Raw genomic sequence first — 21,315 nt, 5'->3', positions numbered from 1 at the left:
AATCTTTATTTTCAGACTAGATTATATAATAACAACACATTCTATCAGAAGAAATGGAGTGAAAGCATGTTTCCTATATTGAAAACCGACCGACTCATTTTACGAGAACTTACAGAAAAAGATGCACCGAGTATTCTACAATGCTTTTCTAATACTGAAGTACTGCGCTATTATGGTCAAAAACCATTACAAGATGTTGATCAAGTGAAACAAGTCATTCATAACTTTAAGCTCAGTTACAATGCAAGAAGTGGTATAAAATGGGGAATCGAATTAAAAGACAAGAAAGGACTTATTGGAACAATCGGGTTTCACGATTGGTCTTCTGAGCACAAACGAGCCAATATAAGTTATGCCTTTCTCCCTGAACACTGGGGAAGTGGATATGCGACGGAAGCTGTTTCTGAAGTTATAGCATACGGTTTTCACACACTTCACTTAAAGAGGATTGGGGCAATTGTCTTTCTTGAAAATGAGGCTTCCAATAAAGTGCTATTAAAATTAGGATTTGAAAAAGAAGGCGTTCTAAAAAATTATATGTATCAAGATGATATCCCCTATGACACGAACTATTATTCTTTATTAAAATGAGTTTAATAGAAATTATGCGTAAAAACTCGTTTCAGCATAATGAATCAGGATAGTGGATCTTTAACGAAAGATAGGAAAGCGAGCGTTTTTCATTTCTTAGATCATCAGTACAATAAATTATATAATCTAAAAAAGGGGCATGAGCATATTCTTACTCATTTCCCTTTTTTACGTTCTTTTTCTGTTTTCTTAATGCTTTTGGAATGTATACACAGAAAGGTTCACTTTCCATGTAATCTCCCGTTATTGCATATGCTCTAGAACGAGATCCCCCACAAATATATCGAAACTCACAAACACCACACTTTCCTTTATAATTGTCAGGATTACGAAGGTTTTGAAAAACAGGGGAGTTTCGATATATTTCAGCTAGCGATGTTGTTCTAATATTCCCAGTTTTAATCGGCAATAACCCACTTGGATATACATCTCCAATATGAGAGATAAATACAAAACCGTTCCCATCATTCACCCCTTTTGGAGCACGCCCAAGCCCATCAATTCGCCCCGTTGTTCCATTCATCAATACATCCTGATATTGAATGACCTGATTTTCCTTTTTATGTTCTTTCATTTTTTCTTGAATCACAACACGTCTATAGTGCTGACCAGCTGTTGTTTTAATGTCAAAAGAAACCTTTTTACTAAGCTGATATAGCCAACGGAATACCCTTTCATGTTGAGCTGGTGAAATCATATCTTTTTCCTTACCTCGCCCTGTTGGAACTAAGAAAAATATACTCCAGAGTACACATTCTAATTCTTCTATTAATACTGCCATCTCTTCAAGTACATCCACATTATAATTAGAAACAACAGTATTAATTTGAATAGGAATTTTTAATTCATGCAAATAACGAATCGCATTCATCGTTAATTGAAATGACCCTTCTGTCCCTCTAAAATGATCGTGTATTTCAGCTGTTGGTCCATCTAAACTAAATGCCCATCTAGCAAGTCCTACTTCTTTTGCTTTTTGAATCGTTTCTTTCGTAACGTTCGGGGTGGCACTTGGCGTCATAGATACTCGAACACCTTTTTTCACTGCATATTCCGCAATATCATATACATCTGAACGCATTAATGGATCTCCACCAGTAAATACAAGCATTGGATTTTCCATTTCATATATATCATCAATTAGTTTTTTTCCTTCTTCGAATGTTAGCTCTAGAGGATGACGATGATACTGTGCTTCTGCACGACAATGCAGACATTTTAATTGACATGCCCTTGTCAACTCCCATATTACAATAAATGGATTTTCATTAAAATCAAGATTTATCAATATTAACCCTCCCATAAATTGATATTCTAATTGTAAAGTTATATATGTATTTATGTTGTGAGATGCATCACAAATAACTCTCTTCTTACCCTGCTGTTGATCTAATGTTTCTACCTTCCTCTTCAACAATTACAGAATCTCTTTTTTAATATAAATACCCCTTTAGACTAAATTATCTAAAGGGGCAAAACTACACAACTTTTTATTAACATCGCGGCTTTCTTCAACTCATCAAATTTAAATTAAGTTTTTTAAAATTGTATTTTTAAATTTTTTCAACATCATTACCTCTTTTCTAAAACCATAAAGAATGTACTATCCGGTAGCGCAACCACATTGCCAGACTCATCTTTAAACTCGATTTTCTCGCTAAGATGTTGTGTATATCCATCCTGTAAATAGTTCATAGCTTGAACGATGTTTATTTTATCTCCAAAGATACCCTTTACGAAATCCTTATATTCGTTTGGCGTAAATATTCCAAACTGCTCTTGCACCTCGTGAACGAAGGAATCCTCGCCCCATGTATACGTATATAAGAACTCCATTGCATCGTTAACAGACATTTTGACTGTATTGTCTGCAAGTATTTCATACTGGATTATGCGCCCCTTAAATTCACGGACATACTGCTCTAAGAACTTCATTCCACCTGCATCTTTAAAATGAATCACACGCATTAACGTTTTATCTTCGGTCATGATGCCATCACGAATAATAATACGACCTCCTGGCTTTAACACCTCATAGGCACTCTGCAGCCCCTTTTTAATTACTTCATGATTGAATTTCTTACCTTCATACTCGATATAAGAGAACAGCTCATGAAGGATAGAAGAATATACAATCGTATCAACCGATTCTTTTTCAAACGAGCTGCTTAAGTTGATTGCATCCCCTTTAATGACGTCCCAAGAACGTCCCTCGTTCTGTTTCTTCTTTTTCAACGTATCAATCACGTTTTCGGAAATATCGATACCGTAGATTCGTTTATCCTTGGTCTCTTCTTCAATCATGTCTAGCATGACACCACCACCGGCTCCGACATCTACAATCGTATCTCCCTTTATATAATCAAGAATAATTCGTTTATCATCAGCCGAACTATTCATATGCTCCAGATACACTTCTTCGTTATGGAATCTATCATATGCATCCTTTCGTAACCCGAAGAAATCAAAGAGCAGTACATTTGCCCGAGCATGCATCATGTCTATCTTTTCGGCCTCTACACAGAAGGTAATTAACGCCTCACCTACAGCAGAAAACTGAAACGACACATACGCAGTTTTCATATCTTCATCAACTTTAACCTCAAAGGAAACATGCGTTGTATTCGGCTTCTCATTCTCACGGTACTCCCGTAGATACTTCTCAATAACCCGCTTACGATATACGTTGTCCTTTTTCTCACCTTTGAAATCATAGTGCAACTGCTGCATCAATTTCTCGAAATGTATATGCTGAATCTTTCTAGTGCCTATCTCATTCTTTAACATAACAAACACTGTCCAAATATCCTCGAAGCTAAGGGCATGCATAGACGGTTCTACATACCACAAATCCTTATCGGATAAGAATGTTTGAACGTCACTCTTCTCGCTCCCCATAATTATATCTTTTTCAAATACTGACTCCTTATGTTTTGGCGTGAGTCTATGTATGCGAGAAGTAAATGGCTCCACATAACCATCAAACAGACCATCAATTGTAATCTTCACATCATTCTTTACTTCGCTCCACAAAGTTTTTGATACACCCTCAATAATACACTGGTTAAGATAGTATATAATCTCCTTTAACCTAACGTCTCCGTATTCTTCTTTATATGTGTTAATTAAATCAACATGAGAGTCCAAACGAGCCTCCCCGCGGATATACTGCCCAATTAATCCATGTGTTCTAATTAAATCTCGAATAAACAAATACTCAGTAGAGTTTAAGTTTGTCTCTACACGTCCAATAAACTGAATATCACTAAAAATATCAGCAGAACCCTCGTTATGTACGAATAGATTAATCCCTTTTTTCTTCCATTGCTCCCGCTGTTTTAAAGATCCTACCTTTGCAAGCTCACTATACGTTAGTACCTTTTCAATAATACGATACGCTTCTTCATCTAAAGGCAGTCCATCTAACACTTGTAGCGTACGGTGTACATAGTACAACACCGCATCTGTTTTTAATGTTCCAAGCACTTGTACATTCTCATAGTTTTGATGTATCTCCTCTGCCTCAATTAAATACTTTAACCACGTAGGGAGAGTATCCGAAAACCCTTCAATGTATTTATTTAGAATTTCAATGTTTTTCAACTTATTTACCCCCATATATAATCAATATCTGTAGTAAAGTCTGGGACACCTTCTCTAAAAAAATCATCATCCTACGTCCCCCTTTACCATCTAGAACCCTTTCTAATACAAACGCATCAAACCCAGTCTTTTTATCTTGTAAAAAAGAGTTATCAAATTTGTAACACATTCTTTTGTTCATCTCTTATTTTAACTTCATCAGGAATTTCGGCGGAATAAACAGTAGGACTCAGCGGATCACTTCTTACATTGATAAACATATGTTGTGATAGAATCAACCGAAAATGAAAACGGCAAGCGGGTGCACTCCACTTGCCGTTTTTTCATAGCTTAGTATGTATTTGAATTTCTTTTGCTTTCTCTTTTTCACCCTTCACGCGTACAATTAAATCATATGATCCGGATTTTGGCGCTTCAAAAGAAAGCAGACCTTCTTTTTGAGAAGTAACTTCTTCTTCATAAATAACCTTATCATCTTTTGTAACTTGTAATAAAATCGTACCTTCCTCAACGGCTGCTTCATAAGGAATTTCCACATTTCCTTTTTCAGCTTTAACCGTTTGCACATCGTAATACCCTTGCAACGAACCAATTTTCAAAGTCGTTTCGCCATTTTTTTGAACCTTTGTGACTTGTGTTGCTGTATTGCATGCGCTTAACAATACAACAAGAGTAAGAATCATAAATAAACGTAGTAATTTCATAAAAATTCCCCTTTTTTATGTATATGAATTAAGATTCATTCTTTAACTATTTCAAAAACACCAATAGCTTAAAAGAATCACTGCTTTTCTTCAATTTCTTTTTTAAATAATTTTTGAAATTCTAATTCTGTTTCATCAATAAAACCAAGATGTAACACACTAGAGATATCTTCATGATTCAAAAAGAAATTGTACTCTGAAGAAATATTACCATGAGGGAAATAACAACATACATAATCCCATGTTTTTTTTGTTTCAGAATCCCTCTGTCTTCTTCCATAAACCATTAATGGATGTTCCCAATCTTTAAACATTACAACAGAACCTATTGGAAGTAATTCTAACTCTAAATTTTGTCCCATCTTATTTCCCACCTCTTAAAATAACTTTTTTTACAATAAAATACATAATAGAGAATAGTAAACAAGCTCCAATTGTACCAAAAGTTGCAATTGAAATTTTCCCTGCTAGTGATTCATTTGGATCTAATGCATTAGGTAGAACTGTCCCAAAAATTGCAATACAAGCTAATATAACCATAAAATATTTTAAAATTTTCACTTTCTTATTCATACTAATTTTCCCCTTTATTCTTTAATAGCAAATTCTCCACCAAATCCCCAAAGACCAACACCAGGACCAACTGGCACATGGAATTTTACTCCGCCTTTTCCAGCTTCTAAAGATCCCCCTACTGTCCCAAGTGACGCCGATCCTCCAATTTGTAACTTTTTATCAGAAAATGGAAGTGGTATTTTTATAGCACTCTCATATTTTACTAGAGTAGCTTCAGCTCCTATATGTAAATTCCCATTTTCTACATGAGCACCTAACTCTGCAGTAGCAAGTGCTACTTTAGCTTCAGCTCCCACATTAGATCCTTTAATATTCTCTAGTTCTATTCCAGCTTGAGCTACCGTAAAACCAACCATAGGTCCAAAAGTTTGTTCCCTCTTGTTTTTATCTTTCATATCAAATTTATCATAAGTACGAGAGCTTACAAATGGCTCGGCTTCAACTGTAAGACCTTTAATAAATAGACCACCAGTTCCTTTTTCATCTACAAATGATTTTTCATACTTTTCACCATTAATTACATTACCAATTCCCTTTACAAGTACTCCAGCACCTGTTTCAACCACTGACTTTGAATTCATCAAAAGTGAATCATTTTTAGAGTTTTTAGACGAATATTCCATATCAGCTTTTTCAAACTTCTCTGCTATACGCATTAATTCATCTTCTATTTGTTTTAACATATTAAGAAAAGATTCATGTGCTTTATTCATTCTAGGTAAATCATTATAAAAACTTAAACTTGATGCACCAATCCATTTCATTTGAAGATTAAATAACTCCCTTTGAATATTCAAATGACGATCTGATTCTACATTACTAGCATATTTAAAATTTTTTGCAATTCTTCTTAATTCTTCCGGTTTAACTTGTATATTCCCCATTTATATCCCCCTAATAACTAATAACACATTCAATAAATCTTATAACATAAACATTTAATTCTAATCATTAAAAACCCTACTCTTTCTTACTTTAATTGTCTCTAAAATATAGATAAGAACCCCTAAACCAAATATCTTTTCAGCATCAGAGATATTATTGCCTAATTTAATAATGGGTACATTTAATCCGAATCTTTCACTCCATTCTAAAGGCATATATCCTCTCTTACAATTTATTAATATACGATCATCCATTGTACGAAAAGACGTTTCAAAAAAGTCAAATTCTACTTCAATCTCAGAAAGTTTTATCTCTTTTTCATTCATTAAAGAACCACGTACCATTCCAAATCCTTGTATCATATTTTCTTTAAACATACCTACACAATTATAATTCGAGTCATAAATAGCCCAATCATAGTTTTCAACTTCACTATGAAAATATGCAAGAATTTCCCCATCCCTTGCTTCCAATCCAATAACTTGCTTGTTTTTTAAAAAAGGTAATTTTGAAGAAATTATATCAGTTGAAACCATAGTTGTTCCTACTATATAGGCCCCATCCGGAGTATATAAACCGTAATGTTTATTATTTTGAGGTAATTCTAGTAAAACATAAGTATCAATATCCCAAAATTTCAAATCATTTTTAGCTATATTCTCTTTTAATAAGTTCCCTTTTCTTAATTGCCAAAACCCAATTCCCCAAAAAACAAACGAAGCTATAACCATAAATATTATTTCTCCCCAATTAACATCACCCCAACTATTATACAGACAATATAATCCAAAGAGAAAAATCCCTGTCCCAATTAAACACTTAAATCGGCCCCTTTTTTTATAATACTCAAATAATTCCACGCAAACACCTCTATCAATTCATCTTAATACCCCAAATTACCTTTTAAGTATACCAAGGACAAAATATATAATCTAATATTTTTTTTATATAATTAAAAATAAACATAGTTACAGAAAGAGAATGCTTGTATGCTGATCTGTACTGCATTCCCTTATTCCATGTATGCTATATTTCTATTCTTCTTTTTCCAATATTACATCCCTACAAAGAATAGAAATTACATTCAATTTTTAAACAAGTCGGGAACACCACCAAAGGATTTCCCTGCCCTCTGTTAAAAAAACCTTACTTTTAATAAGTAAGGTTTTTTGTATTTATTCTTTAGTGATATAAGCATTCTTATAAGTATAAACACCACCAAATTGATGCTTCTCAATTCCTTTTACATAATCCTTTTGTACGTAAGCTGATCCCATTTGATAAAGCGGTGCGACCGCAGCATCCTCTAGTAAAATACGCTCGGCCTCTTGCAATGCTTCCCATCTTTTCTTCTGATCTAGTACTAGATCGCTTTTCGCTTTCTTTATTAATTCATCGTAGTGTCGGTTAGAATAATTCATTTTGTTATTCTGATTATCCGTCGTAAAGAGTTCTAAATAACTAATTGGGTCTTTATAATCTGGTCCCCAATTTGCCATAGATATATCGTAATTTCCTGTTTGTTCTAACTGTAATTTTTGTTTAAATGGCTGTTGTTTAATTTGTATCGTTAATCCTTGCAAATGCTTTTCTAAGTCACCTTTTATATATTCTGCCATACGTTTTGCATTATCTTGTTCATATGTTAAAAATTCGAGGTTTACTTCGTCTACTCCCATTTCTTTTTTCGCTTCTACCCAAATCTTTTTCGCATTTTGCAAGTCATAAGGAGAAAGATCTCCGTTTTCTTTTCTAAAATCTTTACCAGTCTCTTCGTGTATATGACCAGCCGGTACAAGTCCGCTTGCAGACTTGGCCCCGTTATTAATAAAGTGAGCAACGAAATCTTCTTTATTTAACGCTAATGAAATAGATTGACGCACCTTTTTATTTGCTAACGCATTATTTTTCTCATTAAAACGTAGCATAGCAATTCCAGGTTCGCTCGACATATGTAATTCCTTATTCCCTTTATATTTGTCTACAAATTGAGAATTAATAGGCACCCGGTCTAAATTACCAGCTTCGTATAAATTAACAGCCGTCATTGTATCCTTTACAATTTGAAAGTTTATCTCGTCTAATTTCACTTTCTTTTCATCCCAATATGTAGCATTCTTCTTTAATTGAAACTCTTGTTCATGCTTCCATTTCTCTAATACAAATGGCCCGTTATATATGAGATTACTAGGGTCCAATGCATAATTCTTTCCTTGTTCTTTCAAAAATGATTTATGCTGTGGTAAGTAAATAGGCAGTGCTAACAACTGTAAAAAATACGGAATTGGCTGTTCGAGTTCTACTACTAACTTATAATCATTTATTGCTTTAACTCCCAGGTTATCAAGAGGCATTGTTCCTTTATTAATTTCTTTCGCATTTTTCACATGAAAGAGCATGTACGCATATTGAGACGCTGTTTCAGGGTTAATTGCACGTTTCCATGCAAACATAAAATCATCAGCTGTCACACTGTCTCCATTTGACCATTTTGCATCTTTACGCAAATCAAATGTATATTTTTTACCATCTTCACTTCTTTTAAACGATTTTGCTACCGCTGGAACAGGCTCATCTTGATCATCTAATACATATAAACCTTCAAATATGTTTTGCATAACGTGTGCTGATGTACCATCCATCGTTTTCGCAGTATCAAGAGAAGGAATTTCTTCTGATACTGTTACATTTAATACTTGTTTTTTTGCCTCTGTTTCACTTTTATTCGCTTTATTATTACAAGCTGTTAATAATAAAGATGTAACAAGTGCCATTACCATTAAATGGCTCCTTTTTCGCTTCATGAGTTGTTCTCCTTAAGTATAAAATATTATAAAGCGTTATATATTATAGCAGAAATATGAACAGAAAGATGCGACATTCTTTTGAATATTTATTCGTTCACGAAAAAAAGCTACCCTTTTAAAAAGGATAGCTTTTTCAAATACCTATCTTTGTAAACCTCGTTTATAACGACTCGCTTCAAATATAATACGCTCTTCATCTAACGTTTTACATTCGCCATTCCAAACGACACGTTTTCCGTTAATAATTACATCGCTTATATCTTTTCCACTAGCAGCATATACAAGGTGCGATAACACTTCATCTGCTGGTTGTAAATGCGGCTTATTAGATGGGTCAATCGTAATAAAATCAGCACATTTTCCGACCTCAAGTGATCCTGTTTGTTTCATTCCTATTACTTCAGCAGCTCCTTTAGTCGCAAGTGTAAGAGCCGTTTCAACTGGTAACGCTGTTGCATCTTGATGAATACCTTTTTGTAATAATGTTGCAATGCGCATTTCTTCAAACATATCTAAATTGTTGTTAGATGCCACGCTATCTGTTGCAATTCCTACTTTCATTCCTGCTTCTAGCATCGCTTTTACATTTGCTATACCAGAACCTAGTTTTAAATTACTATTTGGGTTATGTGCTACTCGAACATCATGTTCTGCTAAAAATGCACGCTCATTTTCATTTAATACTACGCCGTGCGCAATAACCGTTGGACGTTTAAACAACCCGCAACTTGCTGCATATTCTACTGGACGTTTTCCGTACTGTGCTTCAATATCACGTACTTCACGCTCTGTTTCCGAAAGATGAATATGAACCATCGTTTGATTTTCTACTGCAATACGTGCGCATTCTTCTAATAATTCTGTGGAACATGTATATGGACTATGCGGTGCAACCATCGTAGTTAACATGCCACTTTCGTTATAGTAACGCTTCACATATTTTTCAGCTTCTTCGATTGCTTTCTTTTCATCATCTTTCGTTCCGAAGCTAAATAAAGTTCTTGAAACAGCAGCTCGCATTCCACTCTTTGATACCGTTTCCATAATTGCATCTTGATCTACTCCAATTGGATTAAACATATCAGAGAATGATGTTGTACCACTTTTCACCATTTCAAGTAATCCTAATTCCGTACTAGCGACCGCAAGCTCTGGAGTAAACTGACTTTCAAGTGGCCAAATTCTCGTCTCCAGCCATGGTTGTAATAACATATCATCGCCAATACCTCTTAAGAGACTCATTACAACGTGTGTATGTGTATTTACAAGCCCTGGTAAAACCCACTTTCCTTTCATGTCAATTACTTCATCTACTGCAAAAACATTAGCGAATTCTCCGCTCTTTACATCTATAATTTGATCATTTTCTACAATGATATATCCATTTTCTATCACTTCGTTTTGTTCATTCATCGTTACGATTGTAGCGTTTACATAAGTTGTTTTCAAAAGTATTTCCCCTTTCAACTCTATGAAGTTCCCTTTAATAAGTTACCACCATTATAGTAACTTATTAAAGATTAAGAGTCAAAAGATAATTTCAATTCTTTCATTATCTTTTCCTTCAAAATGCTATATTGTTTTTCATTTGTATCTGCAAATGCTTCTTCTCGATTTGATTCCACATCCAAATAATTCAACCTTTCATTGAACTGAGTCTCTGTAAAATCAAACCTCTGTCCAGCTATACAGTTATAAAAATGCCACACCTCCCCTACTTTTGTCTTTTTGATTTTTCCTCCGTATATATCTTGAACGACTAAAGCAGTTACACCACACTGTCCCTTTGCCGGATTCTCAATAGTCCACTTTGAACTTGTTTCAATCGACCATGATTTTATTAGTGCTTCATATATCCTTTTTATCTTTACATCATCCATTCTAATCTTCTCCTACTATTAATAGTTTTACACATCATATTTCAAAAGAGGCAGTAAACGATCTTTAAAAACCGTTGATGGTGTCTCTCCTATTAACTTCGCTCCCATCTTCAAGTAAAACCCTTTTGCATTCGGATCACTATCAATCGTAAAACTTTTTATTCCTAATTCATTTGCTTGTTGTATTACATACCCCCAAAGTATTTTCCCGTACCCTTTCCCTTTGTAACGAGGATGAATGTACAGGACATCAAGAGCTTTATCATTACGTAAAAATGAGAAAAATCCAATCTTCGTATTATCGTTTTCTAAAACATATACAAAATTATTATTTATGTACTCTTCTGTAATTGTTAAATCTTCCTTACAAGCAAGTATGAATGCTTCACTATAGTTCCACGTTGCTTTTGAATGTAGTGCGAGTTCACTTAATTCATTTGCTTCACTTAATAATGCTTTTCTTATCTTCATGATTCTTTCTCCTCACCTTTGATATATAAACTATTAAAATGATTCGAAAATTAATTTAAAAAACCTCTTATTTCCGTAAATAAGAGGTTACTTTTATAATTCTTCATAATAGGTAAAAATTTCAAAAAAGAAATAGAACGCCATTCCTGAAAATTGGCGTTCTTTTTCTTTTAACCTTTATGGCATATTATTTTAAGAATCATTTTTACACTTCTATACAGTTTCTACTACATCTTCAAGCATTGTTCCATTTTTAGCATAATTCGTATGCCAAGAAAAAGCTTTTTCTAAAACATGAGGAGTTTGTCCACCTCTTGCTTGTGCTTCTTCGAAATAAGCTTTTAGCTGGTCACGATACATTGGATGTGCGCAATTCTCAATAATTAGCTCCACTCTTTCTCTTGGCGCTAGTCCTCTTAAGTCCGCATATCCTTGTTCAGTGACGATAACATCTACATCGTGTTCCGTATGGTCTACATGCGAAACGAAAGGAACGATACTTGAAATGTTACCACCTTTTGCAATCGATTTAGTAACAAATATAGCTAGACGTGCATTTCTCGCAAAATCACCAGAACCACCAATACCATTCATCATCTTTGTACCTAAAACGTGAGTAGAGTTAACATTTCCGTATATATCTAATTCTAAAGCAGTATTAATCGAGATTAATCCAAGGCGACGAATGATTTCAGGATGATTAGAAATCTCTTGCGGGCGCATCATTAATTTGTCACGATATTTTTCAAAGTTAGAAAATACTTGTTGCATTTTCTCTTCCGAAAGCGTGATCGAGCAGCAGGAAGCAAAATTAACTTTCCCAGCATCCATAAGATCAAAGACCGCATCTTGTAAAACTTCAGAATACACTTCTAAATCTTCAAACTCAGAATCTAGCATGCCATGCAATACTGCATTAGCCACTGAACCAATTCCCGATTGTAACGGTGCTAAACTCTTTGTTAATCGGCCTACTTTAACTTCTTCTCGAAGGAATTCTATTAAATGTTGTGCCATAATGACAGTTTCTTCATCTGGAGGAACAATTGTCGATGGTGAATCCAGTTGATTCGTAAACACAATCCCCTTCACTTTTTCAGCATCAATTGGGATACCAATTGTTCCAATTCTATCATCCGTTTTTACGAGCTGAATCGGAAGTCTTTCCCCTTGTTTACCTGGTTCATATAAATCATGTAGCCCCTCTAGTTGCGTAGATTGAGCCATATTCATTTCAATAATAATGGACTTAGCATTTAAGGAAAATGCTAAGGAATTTCCAATTGAAGTGGTTGGAATAATCATTCCATCTTCAGTAATCGCAACCGCTTCCAAAATAGCGACATCTATACCCATAACGTCAGCACGAAGTAGCTCTGCTGTATGAGATAAGTGCTGATCCACAAATAAAAAGTCTCCGTTATTAATTCCTTTTCGCATAGTCGCATCGGCTTGGAAAGGCAATCTTTTCCCTAAAATTCCTGCCTCAGCAAATAATTTATCTACATCCGAACCTAAGGAAGCTCCTGTATAAACATTTACTTTAAAAGATTTATCATTTTTAACTCGATTTACAAGTGCAAACGGGACTGCTTTTACATCCCCAGCACGTGTAAATCCACTTAACCCTAAAGTCATTCCACTTTCAATCCATGAAGCTGCTTCTTCAGGTGTAACTACTCGATCTCTTAATCGTTGATCCCTAATTCTATCTAAATTATTCTCCATATGTAATCCCTCTCCCAATAAATATTCATAATTATTTTACACATTAACACTGTAAAAATAGGGATTTTTGCATACAATGCCGAAAATTCAGATAAAACAGCGAATCTAGGTTCTAAAGCAGAAAAATTTAGAATCCTAGAAGCTTACGAAAATAACTAGCATATGATTGACTCACTGGTACCCTCTGTCCGTTATCCATAGAAAGTACAAAAGTAGAATGCGTATCTGGGTAAATCGCTTTAATATGATTAACATTTACAATAAAGGAACGGTGGCATCTAATAAACGAATCTTTCGGAAGCAAGTATTCAAATTCTTGTAGCGAGTACTTATGTGTTCCTGTTAACTCTTCTGAATTCACATATGTCTTTTTATCTTTAGCCTCTAAATACATCACCTTTGAAAAAGGAACCGGAACCCATCCGTCTGTTGTTTTTAAAGTAACGACTGACTTACCATCCGTTAAAGCTGGATAAATTGCCATCACGCAACCTTCAATCTTGCCATTATTTGAAAATGGTACCGCCATTCCATGATAAGGAATACCGAAAATATCTCGGTTAATAAACTCAGAGGCTTTTTGCTTCGTTACCATTGCTTTATGAGCAATCGTCCCTTCCTTAATAGAATCCCCAGCACTAATCTTTAAATCAATTCGTTTACTTGGCCGATAATAAATATATTCTTCCGTATTCGAAACGGCAATTGATATTTCATCTGAAAATAATTCCCCAATTACATCTAGTAGTATATCTAATGTTTTATCTTCCATAGTATTAACACCTCATTTACTATTATACTACTATTATGATTTGAAAAACCGTTCAACAATTTGAACGGTTTTTCAAACAATTCAGTTCACCTTAGCCCCATAACATCTTGCTACTGCAACTGCCTGCGCTATATCTAATTTCACATTTTTTAAATCAAAACTTGTAAAATCTATTCTATCAACTACCGCTCCTTTTAAATTTGCACCGCTAAGTTTCGCCTTACCTAATTGTGCACCGGTTAAATCCGCTTCACGTAAATCTGCTTTTTCTAAATTACATTCATATAAATCAGCTTCAATTAAACGTATACCTTTTAACATTTGTTTACTTAAGTTCGCGAACCTTAAATTCGTATAGGACCAATCGCCCGATATGATAGTTATTCCGTCTAAATTCGCTTCTTCAAAATCAGAGCCAGTCATTTTACATTCTTCAAACTTCGCTACGAATAAATTCGCACCAATAAACTTACAATTCGCAAATGTAGTTCTTTGATGGATAGAAGCATTAAAAAGAGCACCAGTAAAATCACATTCTATAAAATTACAATTTTCAGTAGAAACTTCTGATGCATCTATCCCTCTAAAACGGCATTTTATGAAAGTACAATTCTTCAATTCCTCTTCTTTAATCCAAACATCTTGAAAATCTACTTCTACATATTCTTTATTAACAAATTCACTCATAACTATTCCTCCATTTCCTCAAAGAAACCTCACTTCAAAAAGTGAGGTTTCTTCTCATACGATATGTCCATCTAACCAAGAAATCAAATCTTGAAATACTTCATCTCTATTTACTTCATGGAACATTTCATGTCTTCCATTTTCATATAAACGCAGCGTTACATCTGTCACGCCGCATTTTTTATAATTTTCATATACTTCTTTTACACCTTTCCCCATATCCCCAACAGGATCACGATCTCCTGAAAAAATATGTATCGGAAGGTTTTTCGGTGTTTTCTTAAACTCTTCTAGTTTATTTACTTCTAATACACCAGAAAATAATTCTCGATAAAAACTCGTCGTACAAATGAATCCACATAACGGATCCGCAATATATTTATCAACTTGATTATTATCTGAAGATAACCAATCAAATTTTGTACGATTTGGTTTAAAGTGTGAATTGAAGTTTCCGAAAGATAAAAAGTTTAGCATCGGACTTTTCGTTTTTGCCCCGCGTAATTTCATCTCAATTGTCGCTACTTTATGACCGATATTTCCTAATAGCCCTGGATTTCCACCCGTCCCTGAAATAAGGAATCCATCATATAATTCACCTTTCAGTTGTACAGCACGCCTAGATAAAAAAGAACCCATACTATGTCCAAGTAAAAACAACGGGCATGTCTGCTCTTTTCTTATCGTTTCTGATACAAAAATAACATCAGATACAGCCTCATTCCAACCTACATTTGGTTCAAAATGACCATAATCTTCTTCTCTTTTCACTGTTTTCCCATGACCTTTATGATCATGCGCATAAACACCATAGCCTGCTTCTAATAACGCAGCAATAAAGTCTGTATAAACACCTGCATGTTCTGTCATACCATGTGCAATTTGAATAATCCCTCGCGGATCTCTTTCTGGTAGCCACTTACGTAAATAAATTTCCGATCCATCCAATGCCGTAACGAAACTTTCCTGTACGTTCATTTCGTCAGCCCCCAACTCTATTATGTATATCAAAAAATGAATATCCATTCATTATTCTTATTATGTATTATATGCAATTGCCTTCATTATGACAAATGACTCACTTTTCCAACTAGCTCTTAAACTAATATATTGACGAATAGAAAATAAAATCATATAGTTACTTACATAAAGTAATCATTATATTTTTGGGAGGTTTCTATTATGATGCCATCATTATTTTTAGCACACGGATCACCGATGCTTGCTATTCAAGATACAGACTATACAAGGTTTTTAAAAACACTTGGAGAAACATATAAACCGAAAGCGATTGTTATTTTCACTGCTCACTGGGAAAGTGAAACATTAACGATTTCTTCATCAGATAACGAATATGAAACAATTTATGATTTTGGAGGTTTTCCTCCTGAGTTATACGAAATCAAATATCGTGCAAAAGGCTCTTCTAACATTGCATCTATGTTAGAAACAAAATTTAAAAACAAAGGTATTTTAGTCCATCATAATATGACGAGAGGTTTAGATCATGGCTCATGGACACTATTGCACCGTATGTATCCAGAAGCAAACATTCCTGTCGTCCAAATATCAGTCAATCCATTCCTTCCTGCAAAAGAGCAATTTAAGATTGGAGAAGCACTTAAAGGACTTGGACAAGAAGATATTTTAATAATCGGTAGCGGTGTTACTGTTCATAACTTACGAGCTTTGAAATGGAATCAAACGACACCCGAACAATGGGCAATTGAATTTGATGATTGGATTATTAAACATATGCAGACTACTGATAAAGATGCATTATTTAATTGGGAGAACAATGCCCCTCATGCACAATTAGCAGTACCAAGAGCAGAGCATTTTGTTCCTTTATTTATCGCTATGGGAAGTGGTGAAAATAGCGGTGAAGTCATTCACCGCAGTTACGAGCTTGGTACATTAAGCTATCTTTGTCTTCAATTTTAAAGAAAAAGGATGAAGCAATCGTTGCTTCATCCTTTTTCTTTTTCATTCACTTAGTTAACTAACTTCCAAATGTCGTTTCTCTGATACTTCTTCGTTCTTATTGTGAAAATAAACCCAAATGCACGCAATAAATAATAATGATGAAGTAGAGAGGAAAACATATTGGAAGCCCGCATGTGCTGCAATTTGTCCACCAAGTACTGGTCCAATCATATTTCCTAAAAACTGAAACGATTGATTATATCCAAATATTCGTCCCGTTACATGGGTTGGTGTATGTTGTTTTAGTAGAGTTTGTACAGAAGGTAATAGTCCTGCTTGTGCGATACCTAATAAAAATCGAAGAATTAATAGTTGCCAAGCTGAGGTTACAAATGCTTGCGGAATAAAAATAATTCCAGCAGCAAACAACGCCACAACTAACGTTTTTTGAGGACCGATTTGATCTGATAATCGTCCGAGTCTTGGTGCTGCCAAAATAACTGCTAATCCTGTCGCTGACATCACTGCACCCGCAATTGTTTCAATATGTGCAGTATGAGGACCTACTAAATTTTTCACGTACAATGTAACAATTGGCTGAACAGACATATTAGCAAGTTGAATAATAAATGTCGTTACAAATAAACTAATAATTAAATGCTTCGCTGGAACCATCGTCCATACTTTTTTCGGTTGTACTTTTTTTGCTTGAGCGGAGTGATTCTCTTCATGTAGGAAGAAAAAAACGATGAGGAAAGAAAGGAATAAAAAAGCTCCTGTAACAAGAAAAACATGGCGCATTCCAATTAACTCAGACAAATAGCCACCAAGTAATGGACCAAGTAAAGAACCGCTCACGCCACCAGTTGAAATTGTAGAAATTGCCCAACCTGAATGCTCTTTCGGAGTTTCTGCCGCAATGAATGTCATCGCTGTTGAAAGGAAACCAGATACTGCTCCCATTAAAAATCTTAGTGCGACTAGTTGATACACATCCGTTACAAATCCCATAAGCGTCATAATAATCGCCATACCAAGGCTCGCACGAATCAGCATCAATTTCCGTCCATGTATATCACCAAGTTTTCCCCATATTGGTGATACGATCGCACCCATTAAAAATGTTATACCAAATGCAAGTCCCGACCACTGTGCAATACTTGAAGTGCCAGTTACTCCTAATTCCTCAATATAAAAAGATAAAAAAGGAATTACTAAACTCATACCGGCTGCAGTGGTAAAACAACCTAGCCAACAAATCATTAAATTTCGTTTCCAGCTGGCCATTTTCACACCTTCTTTCTTTAGATACCCATTCTACACCCTTTCTTGTAAAAAGTTTAGTAATTTGCTTTATATGTAAGATTTATTACAAAACCCGCTATTTTCTAGTGAAAATCACTACATCTCTACATCTTTTTCATAAAAAAACCAACTCCCCTATATGGAGTTGGTTACTTATTCTCTATCGGTATTAAACGAGCATCACAATTTCTTTCATAAAACTCAACCGGACCTGCTTGTCCAATAATTGCGTATTCATATCCATCTTGCTTCATACTATGTAAACAACGATGTAACAATTCCTTCCCTACACCTTTCACACGATTTTGCTTCGCTGTGCCCATTGGACCAAACAACCCTTTCTTCCCTCTCACTACATCATAACAAGCAAAACCTACTATCATTTCTTCTTTTTCCGCTATATAAATAGGTAAATTTTCTTTATATGTACGAAATCCATATTCTATTGAACGTAACCAACGTTCACCAAATTCCTCATTAACAAAACTTGCTAATTTTTCAAAATCAGAAAGGTTAGCCTTTCTGACAGTACAAGTTAAATCATTATAAGTAGGAACAAAACATTTTAGATCAACCGCTAAATCTCTTGGCTCAGCTAGAATACGTAATATATCTTTTTGTATTTGTAGATTTTCGATAAAAGTATCCGCGCGAAATAGTGCATATATAACATGTCCTTCATTCATTATTACTTGTTGAAAACGCTCCATACGTTTCTTCGCTATTTGTAAAATTTCTAGCACCTTATAAGATACCTTATATTGTCCTATTTTTTTATACTCTTGATCTGGTAAATCGTATTGTTTTCGTATCGGAAGTTTTTCTAAAAAATCCATACCCAAGTTACGAAACAAATACATATACAACTCGCTGCAAACTCCAGTGCCTTCTTTACACGTGCCAACAAACAAGTGAACTGGTTGAATAATATTATTTTCCGCCTCTTCTACTGCAATCTGCAATATGTTATGAACACGTTTTGTAAATTGAAATTCCTCCATATGTACCTTCATCCCCTACTACTTTACTATTAAACCGTAACCGTAAATAAGTGAAACAATTACTCCAACTACCAATATACCTGGCAGTAAATTTGCCACTTTAATTTTAATAATACCAAGTAAGTTCAATCCAATAGCGGCTATCATAATACCACCTGTAGCTGTCATTTCCACTATAAATTGATTCATTAATTCTTTCGGGACCAAACTATTAATTTGTGTTGCAAAAACCGCAATACCTCCTTCGTATAAAATAACTGGAATCGCCGAAAATACTACGCCAATTCCTAAAGTTGTCGTTAATATAATAGAAATAAATCCATCGATAATCGCCTTTGTAAATAAAATATCATGATTGCCGCGAATGCCACTGTCTAGTGCACCAAGTATGCCCATCGCACCAATTGCAAAAATTAAAGTAGCTGTTACAAAACCTTCTGATATGCTCCCTTTCCCTTTCGATCCAACTTTATTTTCTAGCCAATCTCCTAACTGTTTTAACTTTCCCTCTAATTGTAGCCATTCCCCGATGACGGTACCAATTACTAAACTTAGTATGACAACAAGAAAGTTTTCACTTTTCAATGCCATTTGAAGTCCAAGCACAGTAACCGCTAAACCGATTGCATGCATAATTGTTCCCTTCATACTTTCTGGAATCCTACTAAATAATTTACCTAGTAAAGTACCAAATATAATACAAATCCCATTTACAACTGCACCTAATATAACCATTTCTCATTCTTCACCCTTCGAATTCTTTATTTCTATATTTTGGTTTATTCATTGATTTACAGGTTATCTATATGTTAACTTAATATTGAGAATATTAACAAATGTTTTTCACAACATAAACCGCAATTTTTTGTAGTTATACATAATGTAAAACTTTAATTAACGTGAGTTTTATTGCCCACAAATTGCGGTATAAATTCAAAAGGGACGGTATTTATGAAAACTTTACTAAAACGATTTCTGTTAATAGCCTTTTGCATTACACCAATTGTTTTATTAATTAACTACTCTTTTACTTCAAAAGCGAAAGACAAATCCGATTCGCAAAACAAATCTAGTAAAACCGTTTCAACAAGTGAAAAGAAAATAGAAGACCCGGAAATTACACTCACCTTCTCTGGTGATACTATGTTCGATTGGCAATTACGTCCTGTAATCGAAAAAAACGGGGCTGATTATCCATTCCAACATGTAAAAGAAGAAATAACAAAAGCTGATATTTCGTTCGTTAATTTAGAGTCAGCATTTACAACGAGAGAAAAGAAAGCTCCTGGACAACTGTTTTGGATTAAAAGCGATCCATCCACGCTTCAAGCCATAAAAAACACTGGATATGACATCGTAAATATTGGGAATAACCATACACTTGATTATGGGCAAGATGGATTATTAGACACGATTTCTCACGTAGAAAAATTAAAGTTCCCTTACATTGGAGCTGGAAAAAATGCAAAAGATGCATATACAGCACGAGAAATGACTGTAAAAGGAAAAAAGTTTAAATTTCTTTCCTTCGTTCGATTTATGCCTGATACGAATTGGGTAGCTGGTGACAATAAACCAGGTGTTGCGAACGGATATGATTTAAATCTCGTAACAAAAACAATTAAAGAGCAAAAGCAAGATGCAGACTATTTAATTGTCTATATGCATTGGGGCGTTGAAAAATCAAATCGTCCGGTAGAATACCAAAAACAATATGTACCTAAAATGGTTGAAGCAGGAGCTGACGCGATTGTCGGCAGTCATCCGCATTGGTTACAAGGATTTGAGTATTATAATAAAGTTCCTATCGCTTATTCATTAGGTAACTTTTTATTCCCAAGTTATGTGAGTGGGAAAAGCGCCGAAACTGGCGTATTAACTTTAACTTTTAAAGGAAAGGATGTCCAAATGTCATTCAATCCTTACATCATTCGTAACAACCAAGTTTCCCCTGTGAATGAGGAGGAAAAGAGAAAAGCTCTACAATATTTACAAACAATTTCAACTGATGTAGAAATTGATGATACAGGGAACATAAAAAACAAACGAAACTAAACAACGCAAGATCTATTTCTCTGTAATATACTTTACAGAATAGGTGATGAACATGCTGAAAGATTTATTAGAAAATGTAAGTTTGTTAGAAAACATTTATAAAATATCTATAGCCGTTCTACTTTTATGTTCATTTTTCTCTGTTAGACTTCTAAAAAAAATAAAACGCGAACGAAAACTTACTACCTTTGAATTTACTATGTATGTAATTATTCGCATTGCGATACTCTTTTGGTTAACTAGCTTTATCCTTCTTGAATATGGAAAGTATATTGTTTAATTATAAAAAGATAGATACAAGCAGCATTTCCACTGTTTGCATCT

The 21,315-nt window shown here is 34.5% G+C and carries 22 protein-coding genes; 4 read left to right on the top strand and 18 right to left on the bottom strand.

What is annotated here, in order from left to right:
- Positions 1-66: 66 nt before the first annotated feature.
- Complete coding sequence (locus tag FS742_RS01860) at positions 67-591, top strand: GNAT family N-acetyltransferase (protein WP_144610967.1); 525 nt, start codon at positions 67-69, stop codon at positions 589-591.
- A 151-nt stretch (positions 592-742) separates the two neighbouring features.
- On the opposite strand, the gene FS742_RS01855 is transcribed toward FS742_RS01860, so the two are convergent.
- The 15 genes from FS742_RS01855 to FS742_RS01780 form a co-directional block, all read right to left on the bottom strand.
- Positions 743-1,894 (bottom strand): TIGR04053 family radical SAM/SPASM domain-containing protein, encoded by a 1,152-nt coding sequence (locus tag FS742_RS01855; protein ID WP_186327155.1) that lies wholly within the window; start codon positions 1,892-1,894, stop codon positions 743-745.
- A 269-nt stretch (positions 1,895-2,163) separates the two neighbouring features.
- Positions 2,164-4,209 carry a class I SAM-dependent methyltransferase gene (locus FS742_RS01850; RefSeq protein ID WP_144610966.1) on the bottom strand — a complete coding sequence of 682 codons (2,046 nt, stop codon included), beginning with the start codon at positions 4,207-4,209 and terminating at the stop codon, positions 2,164-2,166.
- Between the two features lie 308 nt (positions 4,210-4,517).
- The gene (locus FS742_RS01840) at positions 4,518-4,898 is read right to left on the bottom strand and encodes a BA_1872 family lipoprotein (protein WP_048527289.1); all 381 of its coding nucleotides are present in this window, start codon (positions 4,896-4,898) and stop codon (positions 4,518-4,520) included.
- Positions 4,899-4,975: 77 nt separating this feature from the next.
- Positions 4,976-5,260, bottom strand: coding sequence for a DUF4176 domain-containing protein (locus FS742_RS01835; RefSeq protein ID WP_144610964.1), 285 nt, complete (start codon positions 5,258-5,260; stop codon positions 4,976-4,978).
- A 1-nt stretch (position 5,261) separates the two neighbouring features.
- The gene (locus FS742_RS01830; RefSeq protein ID WP_144610963.1) at positions 5,262-5,471 is read right to left on the bottom strand and encodes a hypothetical protein; all 210 of its coding nucleotides are present in this window, start codon (positions 5,469-5,471) and stop codon (positions 5,262-5,264) included.
- Positions 5,472-5,485: 14 nt separating this feature from the next.
- Positions 5,486-6,358 (bottom strand): WXG100 family type VII secretion target, encoded by an 873-nt coding sequence (locus tag FS742_RS01825; RefSeq protein ID WP_144610962.1) that lies wholly within the window; start codon positions 6,356-6,358, stop codon positions 5,486-5,488.
- Positions 6,359-6,418: 60 nt separating this feature from the next.
- On the bottom strand, positions 6,419-7,219 hold the full coding sequence (locus FS742_RS01820; protein ID WP_144610961.1) for an ABC transporter ATP-binding protein: 801 nt from the start codon (positions 7,217-7,219) through the stop codon (positions 6,419-6,421).
- A 315-nt stretch (positions 7,220-7,534) separates the two neighbouring features.
- Complete coding sequence (locus FS742_RS01815) at positions 7,535-9,163, bottom strand: peptide ABC transporter substrate-binding protein (protein ID WP_144610960.1); 1,629 nt, start codon at positions 9,161-9,163, stop codon at positions 7,535-7,537.
- Between the two features lie 144 nt (positions 9,164-9,307).
- On the bottom strand, positions 9,308-10,633 hold the full coding sequence (locus tag FS742_RS01810; protein WP_144610959.1) for a bifunctional S-methyl-5'-thioadenosine deaminase/S-adenosylhomocysteine deaminase: 1,326 nt from the start codon (positions 10,631-10,633) through the stop codon (positions 9,308-9,310).
- Between the two features lie 53 nt (positions 10,634-10,686).
- On the bottom strand, positions 10,687-11,046 hold the full coding sequence (locus FS742_RS01805; RefSeq protein ID WP_144610958.1) for a YunG family protein: 360 nt from the start codon (positions 11,044-11,046) through the stop codon (positions 10,687-10,689).
- Between the two features lie 27 nt (positions 11,047-11,073).
- A complete protein-coding gene (locus FS742_RS01800; protein ID WP_144610957.1) occupies positions 11,074-11,517 on the bottom strand; it encodes a GNAT family N-acetyltransferase in 444 nt (147 codons plus the stop codon).
- Positions 11,518-11,730: 213 nt separating this feature from the next.
- Entirely contained in the window at positions 11,731-13,245 is a 1,515-nt protein-coding gene (locus tag FS742_RS01795) for an acetyl-CoA hydrolase/transferase family protein (RefSeq protein ID WP_144610956.1), read from the bottom strand.
- 127 nt (positions 13,246-13,372) lie between these two features.
- Positions 13,373-14,017, bottom strand: coding sequence for a LytTR family DNA-binding domain-containing protein (locus tag FS742_RS01790; protein ID WP_144610955.1), 645 nt, complete (start codon positions 14,015-14,017; stop codon positions 13,373-13,375).
- An 81-nt stretch (positions 14,018-14,098) separates the two neighbouring features.
- On the bottom strand, positions 14,099-14,704 hold the full coding sequence (locus FS742_RS01785) for a pentapeptide repeat-containing protein (RefSeq protein ID WP_144610954.1): 606 nt from the start codon (positions 14,702-14,704) through the stop codon (positions 14,099-14,101).
- Positions 14,705-14,758: 54 nt separating this feature from the next.
- Positions 14,759-15,682, bottom strand: coding sequence for an alpha/beta hydrolase (locus tag FS742_RS01780; RefSeq protein ID WP_001102602.1), 924 nt, complete (start codon positions 15,680-15,682; stop codon positions 14,759-14,761).
- Positions 15,683-15,886: 204 nt separating this feature from the next.
- Between FS742_RS01780 and FS742_RS01775 the strand changes: the two genes are divergently transcribed.
- On the top strand, positions 15,887-16,648 hold the full coding sequence (locus tag FS742_RS01775) for a DODA-type extradiol aromatic ring-opening family dioxygenase (RefSeq protein WP_144610953.1): 762 nt from the start codon (positions 15,887-15,889) through the stop codon (positions 16,646-16,648).
- Positions 16,649-16,702: 54 nt separating this feature from the next.
- Here FS742_RS01775 and FS742_RS01770 read toward each other — a convergent pair whose 3' ends face one another.
- From FS742_RS01770 to FS742_RS01760, 3 genes are all read right to left on the bottom strand, one after another.
- On the bottom strand, positions 16,703-17,917 hold the full coding sequence (locus tag FS742_RS01770; protein WP_144610952.1) for a multidrug efflux MFS transporter: 1,215 nt from the start codon (positions 17,915-17,917) through the stop codon (positions 16,703-16,705).
- A 167-nt stretch (positions 17,918-18,084) separates the two neighbouring features.
- Entirely contained in the window at positions 18,085-18,936 is an 852-nt protein-coding gene (locus FS742_RS01765; protein ID WP_144610951.1) for a GNAT family N-acetyltransferase, read from the bottom strand.
- 18 nt (positions 18,937-18,954) lie between these two features.
- Positions 18,955-19,671: a DUF554 domain-containing protein gene (locus FS742_RS01760; protein WP_144610950.1), complete on the bottom strand. Its 717-nt coding sequence runs from the start codon at positions 19,669-19,671 to the stop codon at positions 18,955-18,957.
- Between the two features lie 216 nt (positions 19,672-19,887).
- Between FS742_RS01760 and FS742_RS01755 the strand changes: the two genes are divergently transcribed.
- Together FS742_RS01755 and FS742_RS01750 are read left to right on the top strand one after the other, a co-directional pair.
- Entirely contained in the window at positions 19,888-20,991 is a 1,104-nt protein-coding gene (locus tag FS742_RS01755; RefSeq protein WP_144610949.1) for a CapA family protein, read from the top strand.
- Between the two features lie 52 nt (positions 20,992-21,043).
- Positions 21,044-21,271: a hypothetical protein gene (locus FS742_RS01750; RefSeq protein WP_000910223.1), complete on the top strand. Its 228-nt coding sequence runs from the start codon at positions 21,044-21,046 to the stop codon at positions 21,269-21,271.
- Positions 21,272-21,315: the final 44 nt, after the last annotated feature.

The organism is Bacillus cereus (assembly GCF_007678085.1).
GTDB classification, from domain to species: Bacteria; Bacillota; Bacilli; order Bacillales; family Bacillaceae_G; genus Bacillus_A; species Bacillus_A cereus_BE.
This window is presented reverse-complemented; position numbering and strand designations above follow the sequence as displayed.